This is a genomic window from Caballeronia sp. SBC1 (assembly GCF_011493005.1).
In the GTDB taxonomy this organism is placed as follows: domain Bacteria; phylum Pseudomonadota; class Gammaproteobacteria; order Burkholderiales; family Burkholderiaceae; genus Caballeronia.
In genome coordinates, this window is the sequence record NZ_CP049156.1 from 1,491,036 (window position 1) to 1,509,347 (window position 18,312).

Sequence of the window (18,312 nt, forward strand, 5' to 3'; positions counted from 1 at the left end):
TCAGCAACAGAACACCAAGCGAGGGCGCATGAGCAAGATTCACCCTACCGCGATTATCGAGCCGGGCGCGCAGCTCGACGAATCCGTCGAAGTCGGTCCGTACGCAATCGTCGGCCCGCACGTGCAAATTGGCGCGCGCACGACTATCGGGTCGCACAGCGTAATCGAAGGCCATTCGGTCCTCGGCAGCGACAACCGCATTGGTCACTACGCCTCCGTCGGTGGCCGGCCGCAGGACATGAAGTACAAGGACGAGCCCACCCGGCTCGTGATCGGCGACCGCAATACCATCCGCGAATTCACCACCATTCATACCGGCACGGTGCAGGATACGGGCGTGACCACCATCGGCGACGACAACTGGATCATGGCGTACGTGCACGTGGGCCATGACTGCCAGCTTGGCAGCAACATCGTCATGTCGAGTAACGCGCAGCTGGCGGGGCACGTGATCATTGGCGACCACGCCATTGTTGGCGGCATGTCGGGCGTGCATCAGTTCGTGCGCATCGGCGCGCATTCCATGCTGGGAGGCGCGTCCGCCCTCGTGCAGGACATCCCGCCGTTCGTGATCGCCGCCGGTAACAAGGCTGTACCACACGGTATCAACGTGGAAGGGCTGCGCCGGCGCGGCTTTTCGGCTGAAGCTATTTCGGCGCTGCGTTCGGCGTATCGCGTGTTGTACAAGAGTGGTGCGACGCTCGAAGAAGCGAAGGTGCAATTGCGCGAACTCGCATCCGCAGGCGGCGACGGCGACGCGCCCGTGACAGCGCTGGCTAATTTTATCGACGCGTCGCAGCGCGGCATCATCCGTTGACCGAGCGCCCAATGACGCTGGCTCCCGCCCCCCTGCGCGTTGCGATGGTTGCGGGTGAGCCGTCTGGAGATCTGCTTGCTGCTTCGTTGCTTGAGGGTCTGAACGAGCGTTTGCCGGCCGGTACGCAGTTCAACGGGATTGGCGGCCCACGCATGACGGCCGCCGGTTTCGACGCCCACTGGCCAATGGACAAGCTCACGGTGCGGGGTTATGTCGAAGCGCTGAAGCACATTCCCGAAATCCTGGGTATCCGCAACGAGCTCAAGCGGCAACTGCTGGCAGAGCCGCCGTCGGTGTTTATTGGCGTGGATGCGCCCGATTTCAATTTTGGTCTCGAACACGCGTTGCGCGATGCCGGTATTCCGACGGTGCATTTCGTGTGTCCGTCGATCTGGGCGTGGCGCGGCGGGCGGATCAAGAAGATCGTCAAAGCCGTCGATCACATGCTGTGCGTATTCCCGTTCGAACCGGCGCTGATGGAGAAGGCGGGTATTGCGTCCACGTACGTGGGCCATCCTCTCGCCGATGAAATCCCGCTCGTGCCTGACGTTGAAGGCGCGCGCCGCGCGTTGGGCTTGGCGGCAGGCGGTCCGATCATTGCGGTGTTGCCGGGCAGCCGGCGTTCGGAAATCACGCTGATCGGCCCGACCTTTTTCGACGCGATGGAGCTCATGCAGCTTCGCGAACCCGGTGTGCGTTTCGTGATGCCGGCAGCGACTGCAGCGTTGCGCGAGTTGTTGCAGCCGCTGGTTGCCGCGCATCCGAATCTGGCGCTGACCATTACGGAAGGCAAGGCTCAGGTCGCGATGACCGCCGCCGACGCCATCCTGGTCAAGAGCGGCACGGTGACGCTGGAAGCGGCGTTGCTTAAAAAGCCGATGGTCATCTCGTACAAGGTGCCTTGGCTGACGGGCCAGATCATGCAGCGGCAGGGTTATTTGCCGTATGTTGGCTTGCCGAATATTCTGGCCGGGCGGTTTGTCGTGCCGGAAATTCTCCAGCATTTCGCCACGCCGGAAGCGCTCGCCGACGCCACGCTGAAACAGTTGAACGACGAAGCGAACCGCGCGACACTGACGGAAATCTTCACGGAAATGCACCATGCGCTGCGTCAGAACACGGCGCAACGCGCGGCCGAGGCCGTGGCGCAGGTGCTGGAAACGAGGAGGCCGCGGTAATGGCGAAGATCGTCGTGAAAGGCGTTGTACGGCGCGCGGGACGGCAAACGCTGCAGCCCGCGTTCGACTTTGATGTCGATACGCCGTCCGATGTCATTTGCGGGGTCGACGAAGCCGGCCGTGGCCCGCTGGCGGGTCCGGTGGTTGCGGCGGCGGTGATCTTCGATCCATCGAAACCGAAGATTCGCGGACTTGACGACTCGAAGGTGTTGAGCGCGAAGAAGCGCGAGGAGTTGTACGAGAAGATCATCGACCGTGCGCTGGCCTATTGCGTGGCCTCGGCAACGGTCGAGGAAATCGACACAATCAACATTCTCCACGCCTCCATGCTCGCGATGAAACGCGCGGTGGAAGGGCTGTCGATCACGCCAACGGTAGCGAAAATTGATGGCAACCGCTGTCCCCAGTTGTCGATGCGTTCGGTGGCCGTTATTGGTGGCGACGCGTTGATTGCGCAGATTTCGGCGGCTTCAATTCTGGCTAAAGTCACGCGCGACCGGATGCTGCTGCAATTGCACGAAGTTCACCCCGTTTATGGTTTCGATGCCCACGCCGGTTACGGCACGCCACAGCACCTGCGGGCGTTGCTTGAACATGGGCCTTGCGAGCATCATCGGCGTTCGTTTGCGCCGGTGCGTGAGGCGCATGCGCGATTGGGCATGGTGTTGCCGGTTGTAGCAGCCGAGGTGCTGGAAGCGGCTGCCGCGGAGCAGGGCATTGACACTCCTCCGTTCTGAATTTCTCCCCAAGTGAAAGCCATTACCTCGCGGGACAACCCGCTTTACAAGCGTCTGAAGGCGCTCGCCGGATCGACCGCGCAGCAGCGCCGCAGCGGTCACGCGTTGCTCGAGGGGTTGCATCTCGCCAGTGCTTATCTCGACGCGGCGGGACAGCCTGAAACGTGCGTTGTGACCGAGGGCGCACTTCATCACGAAGAAGCGCGGCAAATTGTCGGGCGCATCGATCCTGCGCACGTTTATACATTACCCGATGCTTTGTTCGGACAACTATCGAGTGTCGTGCATGGCGTGGGAATGGTGTTGCTGGTCGAGAAGATCGCACCATTGTTACCCGAGCGTATCAACGAGACGTGCCTGGTTCTCGATGGCATCCAGGATGCCGGCAATGTCGGATCCATTTTGCGGAGTGCCGCAGCGGCCGGGATTCAGCATGTGTTTTGTGTGCCGGGGACGGTGTTCGCGTGGTCATCGAAGGTGCTTCGGGCCGGCATGGGCGCGCATTTCCTGCTTGGCATTTATGAGGATGTCGAACCAGCGGAATTGATGTCGCGGCTTGGCCCCGAAGTGCAGGTGACTATCACTGATTCGCATGGCGCAAAGGCGATCTACGATGCCGATTTGTCCGGGCCCGTGGCCTGGGTCATGGGCAATGAGGGCGCCGGTGTCTCGCCATTCTGGCGCGATAAGGCAACGCTTCGGGTGACGATTCCTCAGCCGGGCGGCATGGAATCGCTGAATGTGGCGGCCGCTGCTGCGGTTTGCATCTTTGAGCAGTGCCGGCAGCAACGCCGATACCAGCAATAGTCGTCACGTTCGCAAAAAAGCCGTTTTCAACCTTCGTTGAAAACGGCTTTTAACTATGCCAAGCGAACTCAAGCGAACTCAATAATACGATGGCCGTTCCAGCCGGATCTCCTGCAAGATGGTCGTGGCAATTTCCTCGATCGACTTATGCGTCGACGATAACCACTTGACCCCCTCGCGTTTCATCATCGCTTCGGCTTCGTTGATCTCATAGCGGCAGTTCTCCAGCGCCGCATATTTGCTCCCCGGGCGCCGCTCGTTGCGAATCTCCGCCAGCCGCTGCGGATCGATCGACAAGCCAAACATCTTTTCCCGATACGGCAGCAACGGCGTTGGCAACCGGCCGCGCTCGAAATCTTCCGGAATCAGCGGATAATTTGCTGCTTTGACACCGTACTGCATCGCCAGATAAAGCGATGTCGGTGTCTTGCCGCTACGCGATACGCCGACCAGGATCACATCGGCATCGGACAAATTACGATTCGACTGGCCGTCGTCGTGCGCCAGCGAAAAATTGATCGCCTCGATCCGGTTCTTGTATTCATCCGTATCTGCGTTCTGGTGGACCCGGCCCATCGCGTGCGTCGACTTGATGTCGAGCTCCAGTTCCAGCGGCTCAATAAAGGTCTGGAACATGTTCAGCACCAGCGCATTGGACCGCTGCACGATCTCGTTCGACGAGCTATCCACCAGCGTGGTGAACACGATCGGACGACGGCCGTCGAGCGACACGGCTTCGTTGATCTTCTCGAGCGTCGCGTACGCCTTGTCACTCGAATCAACAAACGGCACGCGCACGAGCCGGAATTTCTGGTCGAACTGGGACAGGATCGAATGCGCGAATGTCTCGGCAGTGATCCCGGTGCCATCGGAAACGATGAATACGGTAGGCGGCATCGGCGTTGAGGGTCGTGAAATTACGTGAGTGACGTGAAATGAATTGACCGTGATTATCGTCGTATCGTCGATTAACGCAACTCACAGGATGATCAACGGATGATGCGAAAGGCCTTCACACAAGCGGCCGGCAAAGGCGGAATGCGAACGGCGTTCAGGCGCGTATCTTCAAACTAAGCATCCACTAAAACAGCCGATGTGCGCCGCCACACCATCCACGTGTGAAGGGTCTCATTGCGCAGCGCTTTTATGCCCCGCGATGAAACATTTCGAAGAGTTAGCACGGTAGAATAGCGGCAACCTGTTCGATAAGCAATTGCGGACGATTAACCCTCGATTCACGGAAGTTACCGCCCATTCGTGCGTTTTCGAAACAAAACGTAGATTTTATGGGCAGTTTTAACCGATATCGATGTGTTTCGAAGTCGTGTTTCTCAGCATCGCAGCGTGGTTTTGGAAGGGCTCACGTTCCGGCCACACCACGAGGCGTCCCGCCATCAAGGTGCGTGGAGAAGCGGCATGTGTTTATCAAACAGGTTATGCAGGTTGCGGTACGCGCCCCTTATAAGCGCCACCGCTGCGAGCCCACTTGCATGATCGTGAATTTCATCCACCTTAGGGGCTTACATGACTAACGAAGCTAACGTTGCAAAGGACCAGGCGTATGTAGTTCCATTCGAGCAGTTGCGAATGACCGACATCGACATTGTCGGCGGCAAGAATGCCTCACTCGGCGAGATGATCAGCCAGCTCGCAGAAGCCGGCGTGCAGGTGCCCACTGGTTTTGCGACCACGGCGCAGGCATTTCGCGACTTCCTGCATCACAACAAGCTGACCGAGCGCATCGCCAAACGTCTGGAACTCTTCGACGTAGACGACGTGAAAGCCCTTGCCGAAGCCGGCAAGGAGATCCGCCAATGGATCGTCGACGCGCCGATGCAACCGCGCCTCGAAGAGCTGATTCGCAAAGGCTTCGACACGCTTCAGGCCAGCTCGCCGGAAGAACTGTCGTTCGCCGTGCGTTCTTCGGCTACCGCTGAAGACTTGCCGGACGCATCGTTCGCGGGTCAGCAGGAAAGCTATTTGAACGTGGTCGGCATCGACGAAGTGCTCGATCGCATGAAGCACGTGTTCGCGTCGCTGTATAACGATCGCGCTATTTCGTATCGCGTGCACAAGGGCTTTACGCACGCTGAAGTCGCGTTGTCGGCGGGCGTGCAGCGCATGGTTCGCTCGGACGTGGGCGCGGCTGGCGTGATGTTCACGCTCGATACTGAATCAGGCTTCAAGGACGCCGTGTTCATCACGTCGAGCTATGGCCTGGGCGAAACGGTCGTGCAGGGCGCCGTGAATCCGGACGAGTTCTACGTCTTCAAAACCACGCTCGAACAAGGCAAGTACCCGATCATCCGCCGCTCGATTGGCTCGAAGCTCATCAAGATGGAATTCACGAACGCTGGCGAAGCCGGCCGCGTGAAAACCGTCGACGTGTCGCATGAGCAGCGTAACCGCTTCTCCATCACCGACGAAGACGTGATCCAGCTCGCGAAGTATGCGGTGATCATTGAAAAGCATTATCAGCGTCCAATGGATATCGAATGGGGCAAGGACGGCCGCGACGGCAAGATCTTCATTCTTCAGGCACGTCCTGAAACGGTGAAGAGCCAGGCTGCGGGCAAGGCTGAAATGCGCTTCAAGCTGAAGGGCCAGTCGAACGTGCTGGCCACGGGCCGCGCTATCGGCCAGAAGATTGGCGCAGGTCCGGTGCGCGTGATTCACGATCCGTCAGAGATGGATCGTGTTCAGCCCGGCGACGTGCTGGTTGCCGACATGACCGACCCGAACTGGGAGCCGGTGATGAAGCGCGCATCGGCAATCGTGACGAATCGCGGCGGACGTACTTGCCACGCGGCCATCATCGCGCGCGAACTGGGCGTGCCGGCAGTGGTGGGTTGCGGCGACGCCACCGACTTGCTGAAGGAAGGTCAGTTGGTGACGGTGTCGTGTGCGGAAGGCGACGAAGGCAAGATCTACGACGGCCTGCTCGAAACCGAAGTGACCGAAGTCGAGCGCGGCGAACTGCCCGAGATTCCGGTCAAGATCATGATGAACGTTGGCAATCCGCAGCTCGCGTTCGACTTCTCGCATCTGCCGAATGCAGGCGTGGGTCTGGCGCGGCTCGAGTTCATCATCAACAACAACATTGGTGTGCATCCGCGGGCGATTCTCGAGTACCCGAACATTGATGGCGATTTGAAGAAGGCCGTGGAAAGCGTGGCGCGTGGTCATGCATCGCCGCGCGCGTTCTATGTCGACAAGCTGACGGAAGGCATCGCCACGATCGCGGCGGCGTTTTATCCGAAGCCGGTGATCGTGCGTTTGTCGGACTTCAAGTCGAACGAGTACAAGAAGCTGATCGGTGGTTCGCGTTACGAGCCCGATGAAGAAAACCCAATGCTCGGCTTCCGTGGCGCATCGCGTTACATCTCGGAGGACTTCGCCGAAGCCTTCCAGATGGAATGCGTCGCGTTGAAGAAGGTGCGCGAAGAGATGGGCCTCGATAACGTCGAGATCATGGTGCCGTTCGTGCGTACGCTCGCGCAGGCTGAGAAGGTGGTTGGCCTGCTCGAGAAGTTCGGTTTGAAGCGTGGCGTGAACGGTCTGCGGCTGATCATGATGTGCGAGATTCCGTCGAACGCGATTCTTGCCGAAGAGTTCCTGCAGTTCTTCGACGGTTTCTCGATTGGATCAAACGATCTGACGCAGCTCACGCTGGGTCTGGACCGCGATTCGGGCATGGAATTGCTCGCAGTCGACTTCGACGAACGTGACCCGGCTGTGCAGTTCATGCTGAAGCGCGCAATCGAAACCTGTCTGCGGCTGAACAAGTACGTGGGCATTTGCGGTCAGGGTCCGTCGGATCATCCGGATCTCGCCGAATGGCTTGCGAAGCAAGGCATTGAGTCGATGTCGCTGAATCCGGACACGATCATCGAGACGTGGAAGACGCTTGCAAAGGCCTTGAACAAGTAAGCGCGCAAGTAAGCCCACAAGTAAGCGCGAGCAGTAAAACATGCCGCTGCATCGAAAGGATATCAACCTTTCAAAACAGTAAGCGTGCTATAACACCCCGGACGTTCCGGGGTGTTTTTGTTTGGAGAATCGCATGGCTGCTAACGGACTTTTCTGGTGGATTGGCGCCGGGGCGCTCGTGTTGCTCGAGCTGATGTCCGGCACGTTTTATTTGTTGATGGTGGCGCTCGGCTTTATTGCGGGCGGGATCGCGCATTTGTTTGGAGCAGGACTGGAGATCGAGCTGCTCGTGGCCGCGTTGGTCGCAATGATCGCCGTCACTGTGTTGCGGCGCTCGAAACTGGGACGCGGTACCCGGCGCGATGCATCGCATGATCCGGGCGTGAACCTGGATATTGGCGAGACGCTGAAGGTGAACGAGTGGCATGAGGGCCGCGCGCGGGCTCTGTATCGCGGGGCGGAATGGGATATTGAGCTGGCGCCGGGGGAGACCGAAGGCGCGCAGATGTACAGGATCACGGCGTTTTCCGGTAATACGCTGGTGGTGGCGGCAAAACGCTGAGAGGGTGGGAATTTGGGCTTAAAACCGGGCTCAAGGCTGGGCTTAAGCTTTCCTAAGCAGTTCGATAAGCAAGACACGCATAACAAGGAGTAGAGATGGACGTGACTATCATCGGGGCAATTTTGTTGATTATCGTCATCGCGATTGCCGCGCAGACGATCAAGATCGTGCCGCAGCAACACGCATGGGTGCTGGAGCGGCTCGGACGCTATCACGCGACCCTCACGCCGGGGCTGACCATCGTCGTGCCTTTTGTCGACCGCGTGGCCTACAAGCACGTGCTGAAGGAAATTCCGCTGGAAGTGCCGAGCCAGGTTTGTATCACGCGCGACAACACGCAGTTGCAAGTGGACGGCGTGCTGTACTTTCAGGTGACCGATGCCATGAAGGCGTCGTATGGGTCGAGCAACTTCATCTACGCCATCACGCAGTTGTCGCAGACCACGCTGCGTTCGGTGATCGGCAAGCTCGAACTCGACAAGACCTTCGAAGAACGCGACTACATCAACCACAGCATTGTCACGTCGCTTGACCAGGCTGCGGCGAACTGGGGCGTGAAGGTGCTGCGCTATGAAATCAAGGATTTGACGCCGCCGAAGGAAATCCTGCACGCGATGCAGGCGCAAATTACGGCCGAGCGTGAGAAGCGGGCGGTGATTGCTGCGTCGGAAGGTCGCAAGCAGGAGCAGATCAATATTGCGTGGGGCGCGCGTGAGGCGGCCATCCACAAGTCCGAAGGTGAGCGTCAGGCGCAGATCAACCAGGCCGAAGGCGAGGCATCGGCCATTCTGGCGGTGGCCGTGGCGAATGCTCAGGCGATTGAGAAGATCGGCGCGGCGATACAAACAGCCGGCGGCATGGAAGCGGTGAACCTGAAGGTAGCCGAGCAATACGTCACGGCGTTCGGGAACATCGCGAAGCAGGGCAATACGCTGATCGTGCCGGGGAATTTGTCGGAGATGAGTTCGATGATCGCGTCGGCGCTGAGCATCATCAAGGGCGATGGAACGGCTGGCGGCGTGATTCGCAAGAGCTGAAGCCTTACGTGGAATCAGTTAGCTGAATCAGCTTGCCGCAAGAAAAAAGGGCGTCGACTTACATGGTCGACGCCCTTTTTGCGTTGGATGAGCTCATTGTCATGCTGGTGGTGCTCAATGCTTGGCACCGCGCATGATTTGCGCCTTTTCGCGTTCCCAGTCGCGCTTTTTCTCGGTTTCGCGTTTGTCGTGTAGCTTCTTGCCCTTCGCGAGGCCGATCTCGCATTTCACGCGACCACCTTTGTAGTGGAAGTTCAGCGGCACGAGCGTGTGGCCTTTCTGCTCCACCTTGCTAATGAGCTTCGAGATCTCTTCGCTGTGCAGCAGCAGCTTGCGTGTGCGGACCGGGTCCGGGTGGATGTGGGTCGATGCTTCCGGCAACGGGCTGATATGCGCGCCGATCAGGAACAATTCGCCGTCGCGAATGATGACGTAGCCTTCCTTAATCTGGCCGCGGCCGGCCCGGAGCGCCTTGACTTCCCACCCTTCCAGCACGAGCCCGGCCTCGTAGCGATCTTCGATGAAGTAATCGAAGAAGGCTTTTCTGTTGTCGATGATGCTCATGAATGAAAAGTGCCTAACTCGTTTAAAATCCTGATTTTAGCAGTGCGGACGAGGTAAAGTCCGCAAAGCTTCCCACTCTTGCCACGCGTTGCGCCCTTTATGGCAGATGTCCAGAAAACTGTATTGATTCGTCACTCTGCAGAGCAGATGTTCGACCTCGTCACCGATGTCGCCGATTACCCGAATTTTTTGCCGTGGTGTGGAGGCGTGGAAGTAGGTAGCCACGACGAACACAGCATGGAAGCGAAGATTCACATCAATTTCAAGGGCATCAAGCAGCATTTCGCCACGCGTAACGTTCATACACGGCCGACCACCATCGATATGGAGTTCATGGACGGCCCTTTCAAGAAATTCACCGGTTACTGGCGGTTCACGCCGTTGCGGGCCGATGCCTGCAAGATCGAGTTCGCGCTGCACTACGAGTTTTCGAACATCATCCTCGAGAAGATCATTGGACCGGTGTTCAGTCATATCGCGCACACGTTCGTGGATTCGTTCGTGAAGCGCGCCGATCAGCGGTATGGAAAGTGATGGCGCTCTCCGTTGAGGTTTGTTATGCGCTGCCGGAGGGGAAGAGCGCGGTGTGCGCGCTTGCCTTGGGCGAAGGGGCGACTCTGCGGGAGGCTATTGAGGCGAGTGGATTGCTCAAACGGTTTCCCGAGATTGATTTGAACGTGCAGAAAGTGGGCATTTTCGGAAAGATCCAGGCGCTGGATGCCGTGCTCGTCGATCACGACCGGGTGGAGATTTATCGGCCGCTGAAGGTTGATCCGAAAGTGGCGCGGCAAAGGCGGGTTGAGAAGACGCGGCGCGGTGGCTCCATTGAAGGGCGGCGCTGGACGCGTAAGGAAGCGCGCTGAGGGCGATCTGCTTGAACGCTGACATCCCTGCCGGCATCCGCAAATCTGAACTTATATCGAACGCAAAGCGAGCGAAAAACCGAAACGGCGGTGCAAATAGCCCACCCGGCCGACACCCGTAAATTGCGCCGGAAAATGAGAAACGCCGCCTAACCTGCTGTTCGGGCAGTGAAAATCCGGGGAACTATCGGTATAATTCGGTTTTGCGCCCATAGGATTTGCCATGCGTCTGATCCAGAAAGCACTCACGTTCGATGACGTGCTCCTCGTGCCCGCGTTTTCCAACGTTCTGCCGCGCGACACCAGCCTGAAAACCCAGGTAACCCGCAAGATCTCCCTGAATATGCCCCTGTTGTCCGCCGCCATGGACACAGTCACCGAAGGCCGGCTCGCTATCGCGATGGCCCAGCTTGGCGGCGTCGGCATCATTCACAAGAACCTTACCGCAGCCGAACAAGCCCGCGAAGTCGCGAAAGTAAAGCGCTTCGAATCAGGCGTGGTGCGCGATCCGATCACCGTTCCGCCACAAATGAAAGTGCGCGACGTGATCGCTCTCACGCGACAGCACGGCATTTCCGGCTTTCCCGTGGTCGAAGGGCCGCAACTGATCGGTATTGTGACGAACCGCGACCTGCGCTTCGAAGAACGTCTTGACGACGAAGTGCGCAAAATCATGACGCCGCGTGAACGTCTCGTAACGGTCAAGGAAGGCACGCCGCTCGCCGAAGCCAAGGCGCTGATGCATAGCCATCGGCTGGAACGCGTGCTGGTTGTCAACGACGCGTTCGAATTGCGCGGCCTGATGACCGTCAAGGACATCACCAAGCAAACCGAACACCCGGACGCCTGCAAGGACGAGCACGGCAAGCTGCGCGCTGGCGCGGCGGTCGGTGTGGGTCCGGAGAACGAAGAGCGTGTTGAGCTGCTGTCGGCGGCGGGCGTAGACATTATCGTCGTGGATACGGCGCACGGTCACAGCCAGGGCGTGCTCGAACGCGTACGCTGGGTGAAGCAGAACTATCCGCACATTGAAGTGATCGGCGGGAATATCGCCACGGCTGCAGCCGCTAAAGCGCTCGTGGAATATGGTGCCGATGGCGTGAAGGTCGGTATCGGGCCGGGGTCCATCTGCACGACGCGGATCGTGGCAGGTGTCGGCGTACCGCAAATCACGGCGGTGGCGAACGTGTCGGACGCTTTGCGCGGCTCGGGCGTCCCGGTGATATCGGACGGCGGCGTGCGGTTTTCCGGCGATGTCAGCAAGGCGCTTGCAGCGGGCGCGGATGCCGTGATGATGGGCAGCATGCTGGCCGGTACGGAAGAATCCCCCGGCGACGTGTTCCTGTTCCAGGGTCGCCAGTTCAAGGCGTACCGCGGCATGGGTTCGGTCGGCGCGATGAAGGACGGAGCGGCGGACCGGTATTTCCAGGACAATTCGGCGAATATCGACAAGCTCGTACCTGAAGGCATCGAAGGGCAGGTGGCCTATAAGGGTTCCGTCAACGCCATCCTGTTCCAGGTGGTCGGCGGCGTCCGGGCAAGCATGGGATATTGCGGCTGCCGCAATATTGGCGAAATGCATGACAAGGCCGAATTCGTCCAGATCACGGGCGCGGGCATGCGCGAATCGCACGTGCACGACGTGCAGATCACGAAGGAAGCGCCCAACTACCACGTGGACTGACCATGAAACCGCTGCTGCGCGCTGTTCTTGTCATCAATGCATTGATTTTTCTGGCTTTCGGCGTGCTGTTCCTGCTTACGCCGTGGACGGCTTTATGGGCATCGATGCATCTCGTGACCGTGCAGCCGTCGTTTGTCGGACAGTTGTTCGGGATCGCGCTGATCGGTATTGCGTGGCTGGCGGTTCATGCCGCTATCGATGGCGCCCTGACCGCGACCGCCGCCAAGGTGTCGGGGCATGTGGAGTGGTTGTCGGGCCTGGTGATGATGGTCTGGCTGCTCGGGCTGCGTACGCCCGCGTTGACGGGGTTTGGTCAGGTGATCGCGGCGTTGACCGGCGTGGCCATGCTGGTGCTCGGGCTGGGCAGCGTGAGGCTGTCGGGTGCGGTGCGGCGGCGCGAGCGCGCCGCGCTGGCCGGGGCTGCTGCGGCTGAGCGCGCCGAGAAGCGTGCGGCAAAGACCAGGGTGGAAGAGCGCGTGGAGCGTGTGACTCCGCCTCCGAGGCCGCTGTCGTCCGATCCCGTCGCACCGGCGAATCCGCGCTGGGATAGTGAGCTGGCCGAGCCGGTTGTGGGCGAGGCTATTCCACGTCCCGTTGCGCCGGCGCCATCGGCTACTACGTTTGATCCTGCTACCGGACATGCCATCGATCCGGCCACGGGCCGCACGCTGGACCCCGCCACTGGCCGCGCGTTCGATCCCGTCAGCGGTCACAAGATCGATCCTGAAACGGGTCGCGCGATCGACCCGGTCACAGGCCGTACGGTCGATCCGATTACCGGTCAGTTCATCGATCCGGTTCGCCGCGATCCGCGCTGAAGGTTTGCGTGCGTAGCTCCCGGTGACTGTGCCGGGTCGGGGTCATACATTGATCGAGGAACGGAGCCTGGCGTTTCGTTTTATCGATGAATCTGTCTTGCTGCGGTCGGCTGTAAGCGCCGGCCGTTGAAATTTCTGCGTAACGTGATGCGCGGGCGATGCACGGGACCTTGTTCCTGCTGCTTGCGTTATCGTTTTTGCGCCTTTGCCAACCGTTTCCGTTCACTCGCCTTCTGGCCGCTGCCATGCACGACAAGATCCTGATTCTCGATTTCGGCTCCCAAGTCACCCAGTTGATCGCACGACGCATTCGCGAATCACATGTGTATTCGGAGATTCATCCGTACGACGTCGACGACGCGTTCATCCGCGAGTTCGCGCCGAAGGGCATCATCTTGTCAGGCGGCCCGAACTCGGTCACCGAAGGGGGTTCGCCGCGTGCGCCGCAAGTCGTCTTCGATCTCGGCGTGCCTGTGCTCGGCATCTGCTACGGCATGCAAACAATGGCCGAACAGCTCGGCGGCAAGGTCGAACTCGGCAATGTCCGTGAATTTGGTTATGCCGAAGTGCGGGCGCATAACCACACGAGCTTCCTGAACGGCATTGAAGACTTCCAGACGGCCGAAGGTCACGGCATGCTGAAAGTGTGGATGAGCCACGGCGACAAGGTGTCGGACATGCCGGTCGGATTCAAGCTGATGGCATCGACACCCGCTTGCCCGATTGCCGCGATGGCCGACGACGCACGCCATTTCTACGGTCTCCAGTGGCATCCGGAAGTCACGCATACCGTGCAGGGTCGCGCGATGCTCGACCGCTTCGTGCTCGAGTTGTGCGGTGCGCGGCCGGACTGGGAGATGGGGCATTACATCGATGAAGCGGTGGAGAAGATCCGCGCGCAAGTCGGCGACGAGCACGTGATTCTCGGCTTGTCGGGCGGCGTGGATTCGTCCGTGGCGGCGGCGCTATTGCATCGTGCGATTGGCGCGCAATTGACGTGCGTTTTCGTTGACCATGGGTTGCTGCGGTTGAACGAAGCCGAGCAGGTCATGACCACGTTCGCCGATCACCTTGGCGTGAAAGTGATTCATGTTGACGCTAGCGACGTGTTTTTGTCGAAGCTCGCTGGGGTGACTGATCCTGAAGCGAAGCGGAAAATCATTGGCGCTGAGTTCGTTGAAGTCTTCCAGACGGAAGCCAATAAGCTGGCGGACGCAAAGTGGCTCGCGCAAGGGACCATTTATCCGGATGTGATCGAGTCGGCAGGAAAGGGCAAGAAGGGTCACACGATCAAGAGCCATCACAACGTGGGTGGTTTGCCCGAGACGCTGAATCTCAAGTTGCTTGAGCCGTTGCGCGAGTTATTCAAGGACGAAGTGCGGGAGTTGGGCGTGAAGCTGGGGCTGCCGCCAGCGATGGTTTATCGACATCCGTTCCCAGGTCCTGGCTTGGGTGTGCGGATCTTGGGCGAGGTGAAGAAGGAGTTCGCTGAGCTGCTGCGTCACGCGGATGCGATCTTTATCGAAACGTTGAGGAATACGTTCGATAAGGAATCGGGTAAGTCGTGGTATGAGCTCACGAGTCAGGCTTTTGCGGTGTTTTTGCCGGTGAAAAGCGTTGGTGTAATGGGCGATGGGCGGACTTATGAGTATGTGGTTGCGCTCCGTGCCGTGCAGACGCTCGACTTCATGACCGCGCAATGGGCGCACCTGCCGCATGCACTGTTAGGGCATGTTTCGAACCGGATCATTAATGAGGTTCGCGGGATTAATCGCGTTGTTTATGATATTTCGGGGAAACCGCCGGCTACGATTGAGTGGGAATAGGCACCACTTTGGCGTATTATCTAGCAGAACCAAGCAGATACAGGCAGTAAATGGACCTAAGCCCGTGATTTTGCGGGCTTTTTCGCATCATCAATAAGGTTGTGCAAGTGCGCATCGGAACGGGTAATAATTTCCGAAAAGCACGTTCAAGCACTTTTTAATCGTGGCACTTCAAAAGGTATCAATTTTGGCGTCGTTCGCAAGCGCCGCGATACCATCCATCGATGATCCGGTTTCGCGTGTATCGAAATCCGCCTGAGCCATACCCAGCAAGGGTTTGCGTCTAAAAAAACAACACATTCAATCGTGGTATCGAAATGGCGAATGGAATCGCTGCGTGCCACGCGATAGAGGCCCAATCCTACGCAAACGTTTGATCCTGATCGGAAAAATAAGGTCGACCGATACCACGGGGACAACCGGGGTAAAAATGTCTCTTTTGACGACGCTTAGGCTACCCCTCGTTGACTACTTGTCGGAATTATCAATAGGTCAGAGTTTAGGAAAACCACGGGATTTTCGGGTCGGGGCGAAGTTCAGGACTGAGCAATCACATCACTGATCGCTCGCCGTCGCATTGAGGATGCGTTCGACAAGCGCGGCGAGTCTGCCGACCTATTCGCTACTGAAGCCCAAGTTCTGCACGGCTAACTGTCCATTGCAGCAGAAGATCGCGCATCTCTGCCTCGTAGTGGTTTAGGCCCATGAACTCTTGTGCGAGACCAAGCAGGTGTATAAGCGCGGCATTCGCGGACAGGAGAGTGGGGCGTAGGTCGGATTTGTCGGGATGGAAGATCATCCCGACAAAATCGTCCTGTTCGTCCTTGTCGAAGTGTCTATGAAGCGCGCCGAGCGTCACATGAGCGCCATCGCCTGATGGGAATCGGTACGAAAGCTCGTACAGCTTGTTGAGGCCAGCTTGCGCGGCCAGTGATGCCCACTTGATCGACTGCGGCCCTTTCTCTTGCGGATACTCCGCCTTTACCCTCGCCACCTCCTGCTCGAAGTGCGTCAAGTCTCTGTCGTTCCTAGCGGCTCGATTCATCTCAATCATCGAGTTGGCCAAGGACAGGCAATGCTTCGCATGATCCTCATGCAGTTTTTCGAGTGTTCCTTCGACCTTCAACAGTCCGCCCGTCACGATCACGGCTTCGCAGCAGAGGCGGGCAAGGGCGCGAGCTTCCGCCAGTGCGCCGCGCTCGGAGAGGAGGATCGTGGACTGGAATGATTGCAGCGCTCGGTAGAAGGCCGCGATTGCAAGCACCCTGTTTTCTGGCAGTTCGCCATCTGGGAACTCGTAGATCATCCGCATCCCCATGCGGTTCATTCGATCCGCGATGGCGAAGGACTCGGGGAACTCGGCGCGAACAGTGTCTCGCCATCCATCAAGATCATCGCCAAGAAAGCCCACATCGTTGAAGCCGCTAGGCATCCATGTTCTCCGTGTTGTCGTAAGGGGCATGCGATGAGTCTATCGTAGCGAACCTTGAGCGGCTTCTACGCGCTGAAATTGTCACTTAGACACCCCCCCGTTCGCGGCTAAATTGAGCATTTTGTGGTTATGGTATTTCGCGTGGCATCAGAAAAAGTGACCTGCATAAAATTCATTAAAATCAGCATGTTACAAGTCTCATTGATAAGTGAGTGGGAGTGGTTGGACGTCTGGCATTCGCCGGACAGGAGAACAAAGGTCTCGCGCATATGTTCACGATGATGAACGAAGCGCGCCAGAAAGTGGGTATCCAGGGGCTCGCGATTGCCGAGGGTGCTTATCAGCAGGCCCGCGAATACGCGAAGGAACGCGTCCAGGGGAGGCTCGCGGGCAGCAAGTCGGGTGGCGCTGTAGCGATCATTCATCACCCGGATGTGCGGCGCATGTTGATGGCGATGAAGTCCCAGATCGAAGCGATGCGTGCTTTCGCGTACGTGATGGCCGCTGACATGGACCGCGCGCATCGTGACCCCGACGCTGGTGAGCGCACACGTCGCCAGGCGCGTGTCGATCTTCTTATTCCTGTGTTGAAGGCATGGTGCACGGAGTTGGGCGTCGAGATTGCGTCGATGGGTGTACAGGTGCACGGCGGGATGGGCTACATCGAAGAGACGGGCGCATGCCAGTTCCTGCGCGACGCACGAATTGCGCCGATCTATGAAGGCACGACGGGCATTCAGGCTGCCGATCTCGCCGGCCGCAAGCTCGCGTCAGATCAGGGCGCGGCGATGGCTGAACTTGTTGCGGAGATGCGTCAGGTCGCGCTGGAGTTGCAGGGCAGCACGGATACGCAAATGGCTTCTATTGGCACCGCGCTTGCGGCCGGTGTCCAGGCGCTCGACGATGCCACCGTCTGGATGCTGCACGCATTGTCGACTCAGCCCGATGCGGCGCTGGCCAGTTCCGTCGACTATCTGATGCTCACGGGCTGCGTGTGTGGTGGATGGCAAATGGGGCGCGCAGCGCTCGTTGCGTCAAGAAAGAACGCAGCGGGTGAAGACCAGGACTTCCATCGCACCAAGCTGGCGACTGCGCTCTTCTACGCCGACAAGATCTTGCCCAAAGCGAATGCGTTTCTGGAGACTATCCGCAGCGGCGCATCGAGCGGGTCGAACCTCCCAATCGAGCAGTTCTGAACGTCTGAGCGGCTACATCAGAAAAATCAGAAAAAACGCCGATGTTAAAAAATTAATATGTAATCCAAAATAAATCAGAGACGAAATGATGAAAAAACTTGTATGTCTTGCGTTAATGCCGGGTGCGATATGTTCTAGCGCGATGGCGCAGAGCGCGGGCAGTCTCATCACCAGCGTGGGCGGCGTCTGGCTCGACTTTGGCCCGTCTTCCGCAACATCGTTGCAGAGCAGTTCGCCTTTGGGCACATTCACGTCAACGGGCACGGGTGGTCAGATACATAACACGTTCACCGTGGAGCTCTCGACCACTTATTTCGTCACGGACCATATTGCTTTCGACCTGGCGGCGGGCATACCGCGGAAGCTCCAGCTCTTTGCGCAGGGCAACGCCGCACCATTTGGTGCCGGTGGCCCATCGCTCAATCTGGGGAATCTGGCGCCGCTCGCCACCACCCGGTCGTGGTCGCCCATTCTGTTCCTGAAGTATTACTTCTTCGACGCGCAGACAAAGCTGCGCCCGTTCGTTGGTGTGGGCGGGAACTATACCTGGTTCTCGCATACGAATCTAAATTCGACATTTAGTAGTGCGTTGCAGCAGATCGCGGGGCCGGGCGGACAGGTCAAGGCTTCGCTCAGTCCGTCATGGAACCCCGCAGTCACCGCGGGCGCGTCTTACAATATCAGCAAGAACTGGTATGCGACTGAGTCGGTGACGTATCTGTCTCTCAAGACAAATGCGACGGTCAGTTCCGTGGCCGCCAACGGTCAGACGGTGTTGTCCAACAGGACGCGCATCACGGCCGATCCGGTGATCGTCTTTCTCGGGATTGGATACCGGTTCTAGGTCCCAGTCAGAAATAG

At 58.6% G+C, this 18,312-nt stretch carries 17 protein-coding genes; 14 read left to right on the plus strand and 3 right to left on the minus strand.

The features are described 5' to 3' along the window. Positions 1-28: 28 nt before the first annotated feature. From lpxA to SBC1_RS06515, 4 genes are read left to right on the plus strand one after another with little or no spacing between them, the layout of a single operon-like run. Positions 29-817, plus strand: coding sequence for an acyl-ACP--UDP-N-acetylglucosamine O-acyltransferase (gene lpxA, locus SBC1_RS06500; RefSeq protein ID WP_165089001.1), 789 nt, complete (start codon positions 29-31; stop codon positions 815-817). An 11-nt stretch (positions 818-828) separates the two neighbouring features. Beyond that, the gene (gene lpxB, locus SBC1_RS06505) at positions 829-1,995 is read left to right on the plus strand and encodes a lipid-A-disaccharide synthase (protein WP_165089007.1); all 1,167 of its coding nucleotides are present in this window, start codon (positions 829-831) and stop codon (positions 1,993-1,995) included. Further along, entirely contained in the window at positions 1,995-2,732 is a 738-nt protein-coding gene (gene rnhB / locus SBC1_RS06510; protein WP_165089026.1) for a ribonuclease HII, read from the plus strand. Before lpxB ends, rnhB begins: the two co-directional genes overlap by 1 nt. Positions 2,733-2,744: 12 nt before the next feature. After that, on the plus strand, positions 2,745-3,539 hold the full coding sequence (locus tag SBC1_RS06515) for an RNA methyltransferase (protein ID WP_165089029.1): 795 nt from the start codon (positions 2,745-2,747) through the stop codon (positions 3,537-3,539). A gap of 78 nt (positions 3,540-3,617) precedes the next feature. Here the strand turns inward: SBC1_RS06515 and SBC1_RS06520 are convergent, their stop codons facing one another. Beyond that, on the minus strand, positions 3,618-4,436 hold the full coding sequence (locus SBC1_RS06520; RefSeq protein ID WP_165089034.1) for a pyruvate, water dikinase regulatory protein: 819 nt from the start codon (positions 4,434-4,436) through the stop codon (positions 3,618-3,620). Between the two features lie 627 nt (positions 4,437-5,063). On the opposite strand from SBC1_RS06520, the gene ppsA reads away from it, so the two are divergent. The 3 genes from ppsA (at position 5,064) to SBC1_RS06535 (ending at position 9,068) form a co-directional block, all read left to right on the plus strand. After that, positions 5,064-7,469, plus strand: a complete 2,406-nt coding sequence (ppsA, locus tag SBC1_RS06525) for a phosphoenolpyruvate synthase (RefSeq protein WP_165987488.1) — start codon at positions 5,064-5,066, stop codon at positions 7,467-7,469. Between the two features lie 133 nt (positions 7,470-7,602). Further along, the gene (locus tag SBC1_RS06530) at positions 7,603-8,031 is read left to right on the plus strand and encodes an NfeD family protein (RefSeq protein WP_165089042.1); all 429 of its coding nucleotides are present in this window, start codon (positions 7,603-7,605) and stop codon (positions 8,029-8,031) included. A 95-nt stretch (positions 8,032-8,126) separates the two neighbouring features. Next, complete coding sequence (locus SBC1_RS06535) at positions 8,127-9,068, plus strand: SPFH domain-containing protein (protein WP_165089046.1); 942 nt, start codon at positions 8,127-8,129, stop codon at positions 9,066-9,068. Positions 9,069-9,182: 114 nt separating this feature from the next. On the opposite strand, the gene smpB is transcribed toward SBC1_RS06535, so the two are convergent. Next, entirely contained in the window at positions 9,183-9,632 is a 450-nt protein-coding gene (smpB, locus tag SBC1_RS06540; RefSeq protein WP_031364027.1) for an SsrA-binding protein SmpB, read from the minus strand. A gap of 99 nt (positions 9,633-9,731) precedes the next feature. On the opposite strand from smpB, the gene SBC1_RS06545 reads away from it, so the two are divergent. From SBC1_RS06545 to guaA, 5 genes are all read left to right on the plus strand, one after another. Beyond that, positions 9,732-10,166: a type II toxin-antitoxin system RatA family toxin gene (locus tag SBC1_RS06545; RefSeq protein WP_165089050.1), complete on the plus strand. Its 435-nt coding sequence runs from the start codon at positions 9,732-9,734 to the stop codon at positions 10,164-10,166. Next, a complete protein-coding gene (locus SBC1_RS06550) occupies positions 10,166-10,495 on the plus strand; it encodes an RnfH family protein (RefSeq protein ID WP_165089055.1) in 330 nt (109 codons plus the stop codon). The genes SBC1_RS06545 and SBC1_RS06550 overlap by 1 nt, the downstream gene beginning before the upstream one ends. A 223-nt stretch (positions 10,496-10,718) precedes the next feature. Next, the gene (gene guaB, locus SBC1_RS06555; RefSeq protein ID WP_165089059.1) at positions 10,719-12,179 is read left to right on the plus strand and encodes an IMP dehydrogenase; all 1,461 of its coding nucleotides are present in this window, start codon (positions 10,719-10,721) and stop codon (positions 12,177-12,179) included. 2 nt (positions 12,180-12,181) lie between these two features. Continuing rightward, positions 12,182-12,997 (plus strand): hypothetical protein, encoded by an 816-nt coding sequence (locus tag SBC1_RS06560; RefSeq protein WP_165089062.1) that lies wholly within the window; start codon positions 12,182-12,184, stop codon positions 12,995-12,997. A gap of 245 nt (positions 12,998-13,242) precedes the next feature. Further along, the gene (gene guaA, locus SBC1_RS06565; RefSeq protein WP_165093099.1) at positions 13,243-14,823 is read left to right on the plus strand and encodes a glutamine-hydrolyzing GMP synthase; all 1,581 of its coding nucleotides are present in this window, start codon (positions 13,243-13,245) and stop codon (positions 14,821-14,823) included. A gap of 622 nt (positions 14,824-15,445) precedes the next feature. On the opposite strand, the gene SBC1_RS06570 is transcribed toward guaA, so the two are convergent. Beyond that, on the minus strand, positions 15,446-16,255 hold the full coding sequence (locus SBC1_RS06570; protein ID WP_165089065.1) for a DUF5677 domain-containing protein: 810 nt from the start codon (positions 16,253-16,255) through the stop codon (positions 15,446-15,448). A 212-nt stretch (positions 16,256-16,467) separates the two neighbouring features. Between SBC1_RS06570 and SBC1_RS06575 the strand changes: the two genes are divergently transcribed. Further along, the gene (locus SBC1_RS06575) at positions 16,468-17,451 is read left to right on the plus strand and encodes an acyl-CoA dehydrogenase (protein ID WP_165089069.1); all 984 of its coding nucleotides are present in this window, start codon (positions 16,468-16,470) and stop codon (positions 17,449-17,451) included. An 85-nt stretch (positions 17,452-17,536) separates the two neighbouring features. Continuing rightward, a complete protein-coding gene (locus SBC1_RS06580) occupies positions 17,537-18,295 on the plus strand; it encodes an OmpW family protein (protein WP_241202038.1) in 759 nt (252 codons plus the stop codon). Positions 18,296-18,312: the final 17 nt, after the last annotated feature.